General features: G+C 41.6%; 11 protein-coding genes. 9 read left to right on the top strand and 2 right to left on the bottom strand.

Annotated elements, in window-relative coordinates:
* Nucleotides 1-4 precede the first annotated feature (4 nt).
* From DWB64_RS11260 to DWB64_RS11240, 5 genes are all read left to right on the top strand, one after another.
* Nucleotides 5-379: an ornithine aminomutase subunit alpha gene (locus DWB64_RS11260; RefSeq protein ID WP_129488343.1), complete on the top strand. Its 375-nt coding sequence runs from the start codon at nt 5-7 to the stop codon at nt 377-379.
* 2 nt (nt 380-381) lie between these two features.
* A complete protein-coding gene (gene oraE, locus DWB64_RS11255; protein ID WP_129488342.1) occupies nt 382-2,592 on the top strand; it encodes a D-ornithine 4,5-aminomutase subunit OraE in 2,211 nt (736 codons plus the stop codon).
* A 62-nt stretch (nt 2,593-2,654) separates the two neighbouring features.
* A complete protein-coding gene (locus DWB64_RS11250) occupies nt 2,655-4,031 on the top strand; it encodes a GlmL-related ornithine degradation protein (protein WP_129488341.1) in 1,377 nt (458 codons plus the stop codon).
* 11 nt (nt 4,032-4,042) lie between these two features.
* Nucleotides 4,043-5,101: an ornithine racemase Orr gene (gene orr / locus DWB64_RS11245; RefSeq protein WP_129488340.1), complete on the top strand. Its 1,059-nt coding sequence runs from the start codon at nt 4,043-4,045 to the stop codon at nt 5,099-5,101.
* 79 nt (nt 5,102-5,180) lie between these two features.
* Nucleotides 5,181-6,497: a replication-associated recombination protein A gene (locus DWB64_RS11240; protein WP_129488339.1), complete on the top strand. Its 1,317-nt coding sequence runs from the start codon at nt 5,181-5,183 to the stop codon at nt 6,495-6,497.
* A 66-nt stretch (nt 6,498-6,563) separates the two neighbouring features.
* On the opposite strand, the gene DWB64_RS11235 is transcribed toward DWB64_RS11240, so the two are convergent.
* Complete coding sequence (locus DWB64_RS11235; protein WP_129488338.1) at nt 6,564-7,502, bottom strand: helix-turn-helix domain-containing protein; 939 nt, start codon at nt 7,500-7,502, stop codon at nt 6,564-6,566.
* Between the two features lie 353 nt (nt 7,503-7,855).
* The gene (locus DWB64_RS11230; RefSeq protein ID WP_129488337.1) at nt 7,856-8,599 is read right to left on the bottom strand and encodes an SDR family oxidoreductase; all 744 of its coding nucleotides are present in this window, start codon (nt 8,597-8,599) and stop codon (nt 7,856-7,858) included.
* A 763-nt stretch (nt 8,600-9,362) separates the two neighbouring features.
* Between DWB64_RS11230 and DWB64_RS11225 the strand changes: the two genes are divergently transcribed.
* From DWB64_RS11225 to DWB64_RS11210, 4 genes are all read left to right on the top strand, one after another.
* The gene (locus DWB64_RS11225; RefSeq protein ID WP_371682601.1) at nt 9,363-10,448 is read left to right on the top strand and encodes a DMT family transporter; all 1,086 of its coding nucleotides are present in this window, start codon (nt 9,363-9,365) and stop codon (nt 10,446-10,448) included.
* A gap of 96 nt (nt 10,449-10,544) precedes the next feature.
* Entirely contained in the window at nt 10,545-11,150 is a 606-nt protein-coding gene (locus DWB64_RS11220; RefSeq protein WP_129488336.1) for a GNAT family N-acetyltransferase, read from the top strand.
* Nucleotides 11,151-11,176: 26 nt separating this feature from the next.
* On the top strand, nt 11,177-12,502 hold the full coding sequence (locus DWB64_RS11215; protein WP_129488335.1) for a metallophosphoesterase family protein: 1,326 nt from the start codon (nt 11,177-11,179) through the stop codon (nt 12,500-12,502).
* A 234-nt stretch (nt 12,503-12,736) separates the two neighbouring features.
* Nucleotides 12,737-13,510, top strand: a complete 774-nt coding sequence (locus tag DWB64_RS11210; protein WP_129488334.1) for a helix-turn-helix transcriptional regulator — start codon at nt 12,737-12,739, stop codon at nt 13,508-13,510.
* The last annotated feature ends 35 nt before the right edge of the window (nt 13,511-13,545 follow it).

Here is a 13,545-nt window from a genome sequence, read left to right as displayed (position 1 = left end):
TTCGATGAAAGGTTTATTAGTAAGAGAAGACGACTTTGAAAAAAGACGCGCACACCTCGCGGATTTATCTGACGAGCAGTTGAAAGAAACTTTTTGGAACCTGATTGAGGAAGTTGTAGATCCTCTTCTTGATCTTGCAAAAACACACACTTCTCCATCGGTAGAACGTTCGGTTCTACTAAGAATGGGCTTTAGTTCATTAGAAGTTCAACCGCTTGTCGATGGTGCTATCGATCGTGGTTTGATGGGTAAAGGTGTCGGTCACGTTGTTTACCGTATCGCTAAAGAAAAAGACTTAAGTATTCGTGAAGCAGGTCTTGCTTTAATCGATGGCAAGTACTGGGACGATGCAGTAGCAATCTTCAAAGGGGGTAAATAATCATGACTTTAATTCCAGATCAAAAAATGGACGTAAGAGAAATTCTGCAAGACCTTGAAAACTATAGACCTAAGCGTAGAGGTTGGGTTTGGAGAAAGAAAGTTCCTCATTTACAAATGGGTAAGTTTACCTACGAAGAATGTGCTGAGCCGCTAAAAAACAGCATTGGAATACCAGCTGCACAGTACTTTGATAATTTAGACCCTCAACCGATGGAAACAATCACTACTGAAATCGCTTCTGGTAGATTTGAAGACGATATCCGTAGAATGAGAATGTCTGCTTGGCACGGTGCTGACCATATCATGGTTATCCGTACTGCAGGTCAATCTCACTTTGATGGCTTGATCGAAGGTTCTCCTCAAGGTATCGGCGGTGTGCCGATCACTCGTAAGCAAGTGAGAGCTCACAGAAAAGCACTTGACCTTATCGAAGATGAAGTGGGCCGTCCAATCAATTACCATTCATACATTTCGGGTGTTGCTGGACCTGATATCGCTGTAATGTTCGCTGAAGAAGGCGTAAACGGCGCTCACCAAGATCCACAATACAACGTTCTTTACAGAAACGTGAACATGGTTCGTTCGTTCATCGATGCCGCTGAATCAAAAATGCTGATGACTTGGGCTGATATCGCTCAAATCGATGGCGCGCACAATGCAAACGCGACTGCAAGAGATGCTTGGAAAGTTATGCCTGAACTTATGGTTCAACACGGTATCAACGCGCTGTTCTCTTACAAAGTCGGCATGAAAAAGGAAAACATCTGCTTGTCTACAGTACCGCCTACAGCGGCTCCTGCACCAAGCTTGAAGTTTGACTTACCGTATGCTGTAGCGCTTAGAGACTTCTTTGACGAATACAAAATGCGTGCTCAAATGAATACAAAATATATCACATCTTCTGGTCGTGAAGCAACGGTTACGCATGTTCTTAACATGTTGATTTCAAGACTTACTAATGCTGATATTCAATCTACAATCACTCCAGATGAAGGCCGTAACGTGCCATGGCACGTGTTCAACATCGAAGCATGTGACACTGCCAAGCAATCACTTGTGACAATGGACGACCTTTTAGGCATGGTTGAGATCAGAAAAGAAGGTTTCTTACCACAACAGGTAAGAGAGCTTAAAGAAAGAGCAATCCTCTTCCTTGAAGGCATCAAAGAAAACGGCGGTTACTTCAACGCAGTTGAAAAAGGTAGCTTTGTAGATTCAGGAATGTACCCAGAAAGAAACGGCGACGGTATCGCTCGTAAAATCGACGGTGGTGTTGGCGCTGGCGCAGTATACGAAAGAGATTTCGACTACATGGCTCCAGTTACGGCTCACTTTGGTGACAATAACATCGAGCAGTACGATGCAAGTGCTGTATCTAATCCATCGGTACTGATCGATGGTTGTACGCTTGAAAAACCTGAAAAGATCATCTACATCGATGAGCTTGACGAAACGGATAATGCGAATGTTCGTATGGACGAAACAGAAGCTTACAGAAACACTAACTTACTAAAGCCAGAAGTTGAATGGTTGGGTGACGGTACTGTAACTACTGAGTTCTTCTTACCGACTGATTCAAGAACTGCCGAGTTCGCAGCACTTGAGTTTGCAAAACACATGAACATGAAAGACGCGGAAGTAATTCACGTTGAAATGATGCACCCATCAGAAGGTACACGTGTTCAGGTCAAAGGTAAACTTGAGTTTGTAGTGGATATGGATAAACTTGTGATTCCACCAATTCCAGAAACTTTGAGCGATGATGAAATCAGAGAGTTTGTTAAAGAACACGGTATGAAGGTTGTTGCTGGAACAGTTGGCCAAGATGAGCACTCAGTTGGTCTACGAGAAGTAATCGACATCAAGCACGGCGGTATCGAAAAATTCGGTATCGACGCTGAATACCTTGGAACATCTGTACCGGTTGAGAAACTAGTAGATGCTGCCATCGAGCACAATGCAGACGTAATCCTTGCTTCTACGATTATTTCACATGACGATGTTCACTACAAAAACATGAAGAGAATTCATGAATATGCAGTGGAAAAAGGTGTTCGTGAAAAACTGATCATCTGCGCAGGCGGTACTCAAGTATCTCCAGAAATCGCAAGAACACAAGGAATGGACCAAGGCTTCGGTCGTTATGACAAAGGCACGCAAGTTGCGACATTCTTAGTAAAAGCAAAAAAAGAAAAATTGGGCTTAGAGTAGTATAAGCTGTGAATCAAGGCTGCCCGATGGGCGGCCTTGATTTTTACTACAAGAGGTGAAAAATGAAAATAGATGTACTGGTAGCAGAAATCGGCAGTACGACCACAGTAATTAACGCATTCAAGGGTGTAGATACAGACCATCCAGAGTTCATCTGCCAAGGACAGGCGCCTACAAGCGTATCTGATGGCGATGTGACCATCGGACTTAGGGCTGCCATGGACGACTTGCAGTTTAGACTTGGGCACCAGACACTAGATTACAATGAGCTTTTAGCAACCAGTTCTGCAGCAGGCGGACTGAAGATGACAGTTCACGGACTTGTATACGACATGACAGCAAAAGCTGCAAGAGAAGCGGCTTTAGGTGCAGGTGCCAACATCCATTTGGTGACTGCGGGCAAGCTAAGAAGAACCGACCTTAAAAAGATTAAAGATGTTGCCCCAAACATCATACTCATAGCAGGTGGTGTGGACTACGGAGAACGTGATACGGCACTTGAAAACGCAGAAAAGATTGTAGCGCTTGATCTAGATGTACCGGTGATCTATGCCGGAAACATCGAAAACCACGAAGAAATCAAACTGATTTTTGAAGAAGAAGGAAAGGCTCATCTGCTGCATATCGTGGATAATGTCTATCCTCAGATCGATGTGCTCAATGTAGAGCCGACAAGAGCCGTGATTCAAGACGTGTTTGAAGAGCATATCGTACACGCGCCAGGCATGTCTAAGGTGAGGGAGCTTGTTAACGGTCCGATCATTCCAACACCGGGGTCAGTGATGGAAGCTGCCAAACTTTTGAAAAGCCATATCGGAGACTTGATCGTATTTGACGTGGGCGGTGCCACAACCGACCTACATTCAGTGACTGAAGGATCAGAAGAAATCAGTCGTATTCTGTTAAGTCCTGAACCGGTTGCAAAACGTACTGTTGAAGGCGACTTGGGTGTTTATATCAACATGCATAACATCGTAGACTTAATCGGAATCGATACACTTGTCAAAGATCTTGGTTATTCAGAACACGAAGTGAAACATCTGATCGATAACCATGTACCGATACCAAAGTCCGAACAACAAAAGCGATTTGTCGAGCGTCTTACAAAAGAAGCGGTGCTTCATGCTGTTGACAGGCATGCAGGCGGATTCAGAACACTGTTTGGCGGCTTTAAAAAGACACTTGCAGTGGGTAAGGACCTTACCAGTGTCAAGTATATCGTCGGAACAGGCGGCGCGCTGACTAGACTGGATGCAAGACACGAGATACTCAAGTCCGTTGCGACAAGCAACAAGGGTGATAAGTTGTATCCTACTGAAGAAGCTAAAATTCTGATCGATAACGATTATATTATGGCCTCACTAGGTGTACTAAGCAAAGTTCACCCAGGGGCAGCGTACAAATTGATGAAACATAGTTTAGAACTTGATGAAGAATAGCGGAGGATAGGATGTACCCTCAATTAGTAATCGATTTAAAAAAACTGCAAGAAAATACAAAAGTATTAGTTGATAAATGCAAAGCACAGGGAATTTCTGTAATGGGTGTCACCAAAGTATTCTGTGCTGACGAAAAATCAGCACAGGCTTATGTGGACGGCGGTGTAGACTACTTGGCGGATTCTAGAATTGAAAACCTTGAAAGACTGCAGTTTTTCGCACCTAAAAAAGTACTTTTAAGACTACCGATGATTTCTGAAGCCGCGCGAGTTGTCGAAGCAGCGGATATCACCCTAAACTCTGAAGTCGCAACGATCAAAGCGATTAACCAGGCGGCAAGTGCCAAAGGCTTAGTGCATGAGATCATTCTGATGATTGATCTTGGCGACTTAAGAGAAGGCATCATGCCGGTAGACTTTGAAGCGACAGTCAGTGAGATCACTGCACTTGAAAACATTCAGCTAATCGGTGTTGGAGTCAACTTGACATGCTACGGCGGAGTGGTGCCAAATGCAGACAACCTTGGTCAGATTTCTGCATTTGCAAGACGACTGGAGTCTGAATACGGCTTAACACTTGATATCGTATCTGGTGGTAATTCAAGTAGCCTATACCTGCTTGACAGAGATGGCCTTCCAAAAGGAATCAACAATCTTAGACTTGGTGAGGCGCTTGTACTTGGCAGAGAAACCGCATTCGGTGACGCTATCGAAAACACACATCAGGATGCTTTTCAGCTGGTTGCAGAGATCATTGAAATGAAGGAAAAACCGACGCTGCCAATCGGTGAAATCGGTATGGACGCGTTCGGCAATAAGCCGGTGTTCGAGGATGAAGGCATCAAAACACGCGCGATACTTGCAGTAGGAAGACAAGACGTGAATGTCGACAACATCATCCCTGTGGATAGCCGTATCAGAATCTTTGGTGCATCAAGCGATCACCTGATTGTCGATCTTACTGAAGTTGCAAACGACTACAAGGTAGGCGACACGGTAACGTTCAATCTTGAATATGGTGGACTCTTATCACTGGCAACATCGCCTTATGTTAAGCGTGTATATAAGTAGTTTTATGTTATAATAAAGCTGTTATCCATTTTGGGATAACAGCTTTTTTAATACAACCAATGAAGATATGGGTGAGAGAATGAATCTACTGGACATGATAAACGATGAACAAATCAGACACGATGCGCCACTTGCAGAGCGGATGAAACCTGCAAGCCTTGATGAGTTTGTCGGGCAGGAATCGGTGCTTGGCGAAGGAACACTTTTAAGAAGAATGATCAAGGCGGACCAGATGCGGTCGATCATCTTCTATGGTCCTACCGGTGTGGGCAAGACAAGCATCGCTAGAATCATCGCAAAGATTACCTCGTCGCAGTACCTTAACATGAACGCTGTCACATCTGGAATAAAAGACATCAAAGAGGCCATAGCAAAGGCCGAATACGCAAAACTTAGCGGTCAAAAGACCATACTCTTTATCGACGAGATCCACAGGTTCAATAAGGCACAGCAGGACGCCTTGCTACCTTATGTTGAAAACGGTGTGATATGCCTGATTGGGGCGACTACAGAAAATCCATACTTCGAAGTCAACGGCGCCTTGATCTCAAGAACCATGGTATTTAGACTAGAGGCGCTTGACGACGATCAACTGACCATCATCATAAAAAGAGCCCTGTCAGAACCTGGACGAGGGCTTGCGGATTATCATCCCATCATGGAAGAAGAGGCAATCAGCTACCTTGCTAACTTTTGTTACGGCGACGCCCGTAAGGCGCTTAACGCGCTAGAACTTGCCGTTCTGTCAACCGATCCAAACAGAGACGGTGATCTTGTGGTTACCTTAGCGGATATCAAAGCAAGCTTTCAAAGAAAAGACGTCAGGTACGATAAGGGCGGAGACCAGCATTATGATATCGTATCAGCCTTTATAAAGAGCATCAGGGGCTCTGACCCTGATGCGGCACTGCATTATATGGCAAGAATGATAGCGGGCGGAGAAGACCCTATGTTCATCGTCAGAAGAATTGTGATCAGTGCAGCAGAAGATATCGGAAATGCAAACCCGATGGCCCTTGTGGTGGCGACCGCAGCTGCAGATGCCATTAAACTGATTGGTATGCCAGAAGGTAGAATCGTACTTTCTCAAGCGGTGACTTATCTTGCAAGTTCGCCCAAATCAAATAAAGCCTATGCGGCAATAGGACTGGCACAGGCGGATGTTGAAACAAAAGATATCGGTGAAGTGCCAAGTCATTTAAAAGACGCGTCATATAAAAGCGCAAAAAAACTAGGGCATGGGGTAGACTACAAATATCCGCACGCCTATGACGGAGCCTACGTGAAGCAGCAATACATGCCAGAAGCACTACAAGGTGCTAGCTACTACGACCCAAGCGATAGAGGCGAAGAAAAGCACCTGAAAGCCTACTTAAACAGCATACAAAACAAATAATCTACGTAGTCGCCTTGAGATCAAATTAAGTTCTTTGGTCTTAAAGGCGCTCTTTTTCAGAACAACCTAAACCCCATGCTTCATCACATGATGGTCAATCCCATAAAGATCAAGCAGCGTTTTTCCTATCTGGTTTTTTCGAACCTCTGTTTCGTTGAGAAGTACCCCTGTAAGGATATGATAATAGTCTGGATCGTCCAAATGGAACATCGCAATTGCTTTTCGTAGCATCAGATTGTTGTAGGTCGTACTCCTAAACGAAAGAACTGGATCGCCAATAGCACCGTCTACAATGGCTTTCACTTTTTCATGTTCATCCAAATGGTGGTAGGAATAGCTCAAGTTCAAATAGAGCGTCGCAAGGTTTCTGATATGCTCATCAGAAAGTGCTGGGTAAGACCTAATCTTATCTATGAGGCATTCGATCAGGTTAATCGCTTCAATATTTCTTTTGCTGCGCCTATACTGAATCACCAAGTAGATCGATGCGGAAACCTCGAGTGAAAACAGATAGGGATCAGTTGCAATATTCTTACGGTCCTTACTTAACAACATAAGGATCGCTTCTGTATTGATGATGTTCTTATCGATGTTCTTAGTGGTATTCAGCTCTAATGACTTAAACCCCTCAAGGTAGTCGATATAATACTTGCTATTATGCTTAGGACCGTTCGAATCGATGATATGCTGAATGACCTCTTCTATTTTAGCTTTCAACTCCACGTAGTTAAGGCTATCCAGCTCATTCGTGATCATCCCGGCAATCTCATTTGAAAAAAAGCTGAACTTGCTTCTGTGTTTAGTCAGTAGGAAGATCAAGTCGTATTTATAAACCTCAGACAGCTTCTCTAGCGTCGATAGTTTTGGCTCTGCAATCCCTTTTTCAAGTCTGCGAAGCGTCTCGATAGCCACTCCTGTAATCTCAGACACCTTTTCCTGTGATACACCGCAGTTTTTTCTTATCTGCCGGATTTGATCACCAAACCGCACAAAATCCAAGTTCATAGAAACCTCCAATACATTAGTGATTTACATAGCTGTATTTATTATAACTCATATGAAGGGAAATACCATGAGAAAGCTACAGGTAGTCGGTACTTACTGTGGAATATACCCTTCTATTTTGTACTAGGTCCTTTATTCATTCCTAAAATCGGCTATTTCGGTGTCATTATCAGTGAACCCGTCATTTGGATATTGATGACGTTGCAACTCATCGGCGCTTATAAGAGAAATAAATACCTTTTTTCATCACTATAGAGTCACACCAACAGATAGTAAAGATACACAGAGATTAGAAGAATAAAGAAAGAGTAGCGACTACGGTAGCCGCTACTCTTTTTGCATTAGCAAACAAATTACTGATTGATTGTAGACTTTTGAACAAAATCAATGGCTTCCTCAAGGAGCATATCCTTGAAGTCTTGTGCTTCAAAAATGCGTCCACTCTTTTTATCATTCAAGAAAGCAGGAAGCGCCACACCCGGAAGCGTACTTCTAGGATCGTTTGGTGCGCTCGGTCCGCCCAAATCTGTTCTACACCAACCTGGATCGACCAAATTGATCATCACGTCAGTTCCTTCAAGCTTAGACCCGATATCTTTGGTGACCTTGTCAAGCGCAGCCTTGCTTGCTGAATATCCGGCCTGCTCGGGTTCATTTTTGATTCCGCTAGTCGTATTGACAATACGCCCGAAATCATTCGCGATCATTTTTGGTAAAAAGTGATAACAGATCTGCATGGGTGCCACTAGGTTGATCTTGTTACTTAGGTCAAAGTCTTCTACAGGTGTTTTAAAGAAATCATGCCGATAAGCAATTTGAATACCGGCATTGTTGAAGACATAGTCCACACGTAAAGCCAATTCATCAATTTTTGCCAGCATCTCAATCACCTGGTCAGAATCGGAAAGTTCCGCTTCGAAAGTATGAACGATACTTCCAAGAGACTCCACCTTTTCTTTTACTGCTGCCAGATTTTCGCGTTTTCTTGCATGTAACAACAAATTAAAACCCTTTTGAGCAAGAAACAAGCTTAACTCACAACCAATTCCACGACTTGCTCCAGTAACGAATGCCCACTTAAGATTAGTAGAAATCATGATACCTCCTTGTAGCTCTCAGATAAGCTAATCATATGCTAGACAACTACTTAGTTCAATTAGGAACTGTTCTAAATTTTATAGGACAATTGGTATAAGCGATGTTTGACAGTCTTATAAGTGATGAAGTATAAGTAGCAATTGATATGAGCATAGCAAGCATTTGAAATATATTCTGACAATGATTATGTGACTACGGTGTCAATAAATGGTATGATTTGTAGAGTAATAAATTCATTAAGGTGTTATTCATTTTAATGATGTGTTGTTACATGATTACGCATACTAGAAAATGCAGCTTACATGATTAGAAAGTGTTAGATAAAGGATTACTATTTCTTATGGATTATGAATGTTACGAACAGAATTGATATGCAATAGTGTTCGCTGTCAGTGGATCTAAAAGGATACGTATCAAAATGTATACTGGTAAAATATCTAGGTTGCGGGAATATAAAAAAGAAGATGAGATGAAATAATTTTCTCTTTTAAAGGTAATAGGTTGGCTTGCCAAAGTGGTGAGAATGTACTGAACTTGATATAATCGCAGATAGGACCGAAATTGATCAGAGGATGGCAGGGTGATGTTAAAAAGGTCCATCAACATATTTGCGTTCTTGGCAAGCTTTAGCTATTGCATTTTTAACAGGTGTGATCTATTATGAAATTTCCTCATGTAACTTCTGTTTAGAAACACAAATAAAGAAACTAAATGCTAAGCGAAACTCAGTTGTGGGACGATTAACTATTGAGAGGACATCAAATGGGATATGAAACAATGATACAGACAAAGAAAGACAGTGGTGTCAAGTTCAAAGCGATAGGACTTGCGATATTGGCTGCGCTCTTATATGGTGTCAGTTCACCAGTGGCAAAACTTCTTTTGAGAGAACTACCACCTGTACTTATGGCCGCTCTTTTATATTTAGGTGCGGGTTTTGGAATGGCAGGTGTCAATGCCTATATCGAATTGAGAAAAAAGGAACGATTCGAAGCCCAAATCACAAAAAATGAAACTAAGTATATTCTTTGGATGATAGTTCTTGATATTGCAGCACCAATTCTTTTGATGTTTGGATTGTCCAAGACAACAGCCGCGAACGCATCGTTACTTAATAATTTTGAGATTGTTGCGACTTCTTTGATTGCGCTATTTATTTTCAAGGAAACAGTAGGTCGTAGAATGTGGTTTGCGATTACACTTATTACTATTTCGAGCATAATCTTGTCAGTGAGTGATTTTAGCAGTCTGTCCTTTTCTCTTGGCTCCATTTTTGTATTACTGGCTTGCATATTTTGGGGTTTAGAAAACAACTGCACAAGAATGCTATCTTTAAAGGACCCTTTGCAAATTGTGGTCATCAAGGGATTGGGTTCTGGAACCGGTTCTGCACTGATTTGTTTTTATCTTAAGGCATACAGTAATAATTGGTTGTACATAGCGATTGCCTTGCTTCTAGGGTTTGTGACATATGGACTGGGTATCTTTCTTTATATCAGGGCGCAAAGGGACCTTGGAGCAGCAAGAACAAGCGCATACTATGCGACAGCACCATTTATAGGAGTGCTGATTTCGTTTCTTGTCCTTCATGAACCGATCACAAAATCATTCCTAATCGCACTTGCAATCATGCTGCTGGGTACTTATTTCGCCGTATCGGAAGATCACAAGCACAAACATGCCCATAATTACGAGCGGCATGAGCATAAACATAGGCATGACGATGGGCACCACATGCATATGCACGATGAGGATATCACGTTTGAACATTCTCATGAACACACCCATGATCTAATGGAGCACAAGCATGCCCATACACCCGACTTGCATCATCGACACATGCATTGAGGATGGATGTGAGCATGAACTTATACAACTGATCAATCATAATATATCTGGCAGGGGAAAGGTAATTACAGACATATCACTAAGGAGACCGATCATATGGGTTACGGTATAAATGATGTTTCATCCTTACAAGAACTTAAAAAATCATTCAACCTCTTCAAAGTCGTATTTAAAGGTAGACCAATTATTGATAATCCCGAATACTCCTTTGAAAAGTGGGAAGAACGAATGGAAAAATACAGTGATTTGATGCTGTTTGCGAGTAAGGAAGATGAGGTTATCGGCCTTGTTTTTGGCAGATTGATGGATAGTGATAATTTAACAATCGCACTTTTGGCAGTTGATGAAAACTACAGGCGAACCGGAATCGCTAAAAAAATGATTCATGCGCTTGAAGAAAGAGCAAAAAAATATCATATCAAAACGATAAGTCTTGGTTCAGTCGAATCAGCAGAAAAGTTTTATGTCAAGATGGGCTATAAAGGCTCGCTCTTGGTTCAGTCTCAAGTGCACAGCATTGATGAATTGTTTTCACTGAAAACAGGTCATAAAGTATCCTTTACTAATATCTATGATGGTAAAGTCAGTCAAGTATGCCTAGAACTCGATGAATCCGATAGGAAGCTGCAAAAGAAATATGAATCCGCCTTTACTGGTTGCTACACTCAAATGCTTTTTAGAAAAATCGTTAATTATGATTAAGTTCCTATGAAGATAAGGATGATTCTATGAGTCAATTAAAGATGCTTGTGCTGTTTTTACTAGTGGGTTTCTTAAATAATGTCCATAGTCAAGAGTTAGCATTCGATTCGGTCATTCATTTCTCGTTTGACAATCAAGTGATTATTGAAAGGGATGTGGATCAAACTGCTGATGCGAATGAATCCGCTAATGAAGATATAGAAGACATGTTTTCCTTTGAAGAACTGTTAGTAGGACAGTTGAAACCTTATAGGCTAATGCTCACCCCAGGTGAAAATCCATCTGAAATGATCAATGTGACGTTTGCTTTGCCACAATCCATAGACAGCGCGTCAGTACTAGTTTTGGACACGCAAGGGCATCTTGTGGACACTTATGATGCTGTATTTGTAGAGCAACTACAATTTGCTGAATCCGAGTTGTTAAATATTTTCAAAGCGAGCTTAATTGAGCTTAAGCCAGATACCAGCTATACTTACTACCTAAGATCAGGTGAGTTGATCAGTCAGCAATATCAATTTGAAACTGTAGGCACAAAAGAGGTAATCCTATCCTTCTTTGGAGATATCCAAGGCTATAAGCGCAGTCAATACGATGCTTTTAGAAGGATTTACGAGCACATGCTGCTGGAGTCTGGAAACCCAGACATAAACTTATTGGCTGGCGATCTGGTGGATGATGGCGAAGAGGATGAGCAGTGGAACTATTTGGACTTGGCTATGGGTGATTATTTCGATGACAGACTATGGATGACTCCAATTGGCAACCATGATGTAATGGGTTCTGATGAGAATTTCATTCATAGCTTCAACTTTCCTGACAATGGAATAATATTATTAGAGGAAAGAAACTATTATATCGATTTGCCAAATGTGAGAATTGCTGTCATAGATACAGAATCACCTTCACTTTTTAAAGAGCAAACAGCTTGGCTGAATGATATCATGCTAAGTGAAAAAAACAAATTTAAGATTGTATTGATGCATCGAAGTGTGTATCCGATGAGGTACAACGAGAACTACATCAGGGAATTTTCTTCAGTATTTGAAGCTTTGGGAGTTGATTTAGTCTTAAGTGGACATGATCATATTTACAATAGGACTACGGTAAAAGATGAAAAAGTGGTAGAAATCGATAAGGGTGTGACCTATCTTGTTGGCGGAAGTGGTTCTGGATCAAAATATTACAAAGCAGATACCAGTGCAAAGCGATATTGGAAGTCGCTTTACTACGATGAAAACAACCCTGTTTATACAGTGATCAAGGCAACTCAGTTTCAGATTCTGATTCGCGTTTATGCAGTCGAAAATGACACCTCGCTAATAATCGACGAATTTGTGTTGACTAAGTGAAGCATGTTTTGACGTCGTCATTTTAACGAGCTTACAGCAGAAGAAACACTCATTGTCTGATGTGAAATAGGATGTAAGGTACGGCAAGACATCAGTCATGGCGTGGTTAATTCTCACTTTAGTTGATTAATTCCCATCAATTAAGATATGGCTTAGCAAATGCGAATACCTTACTATTGATTTAGGCCAGTAATTGATATAAGTGGGCCAATCATTGATATAAGGAGACAAGATATGCAAGTAAGAATTGGTGAAGTAATTAAAATGCACAGAGGAAGAAAAGGTTTAACACAGGACAAGCTAGCAGAAATACTAGGAGTGTCGGCGCAAGCGATCAGTCGCTGGGAGAATCAGATGACTTATCCAGATATCAACTTGATACCGGCGATTGCAAATTTCTTTGGTATTTCTACGGATGAGCTCTTAGGTATGGATACACTTAGAAATGAGGAAGAGATCAGTAGAATTCATAGCACTGTTCATAGGGCAATTAAGAGTGGCAAGGTGGATGAAGCCATCACAGAGCTCAGGAAAGCGCTTAAAACTTATCCTAATGATTATGGATTCATGTGTGAGTTAGCTCAGGCATTAACGATCCATAAGGACTATGAGGTATCAAAGGAAAGCTTAGATGAGGCCACGAGAATTTCTGAACTGATTCTTGAGGATTGTGTGAATGACAAAATAAGGAGTACCACAAAGGCGAATCTCTGTTTTGTCTATTTGCACTGTGGCAAGGTAGAAGCCGCAAAGCAATTAGCTGGTCAGTTACCTCATGTATGGGAATCAAGAGAAATGATTGTGCCTGAAATGAGTGCTGCAGATTTTGATCTTAACAAATTCAAGCTAGGAATAACGACAACATTGGATGTCGTTTATGCAAAAATCAAAGCACTAGAGGATGATGACAAGACTTCTACAAGTAAGTTGCTTATTCTGGGTCAAAAGTCATTTGAGCATGTGAACTTCGATGAAAAAATGAATATGATCACAAAATTTATGGCATAACCAAGTTCTACTGTGTTATTGGAATGATTACTGAA

The sequence above is a fragment of the Fusibacter sp. A1 genome (assembly GCF_004125825.1).
Taxonomy (GTDB): Bacteria; Bacillota; Clostridia; order Peptostreptococcales; family Acidaminobacteraceae; genus QQWI01.
Note: the sequence above shows the minus strand (reverse complement) of the source record. Positions and strands in the feature narration are given on the sequence as shown.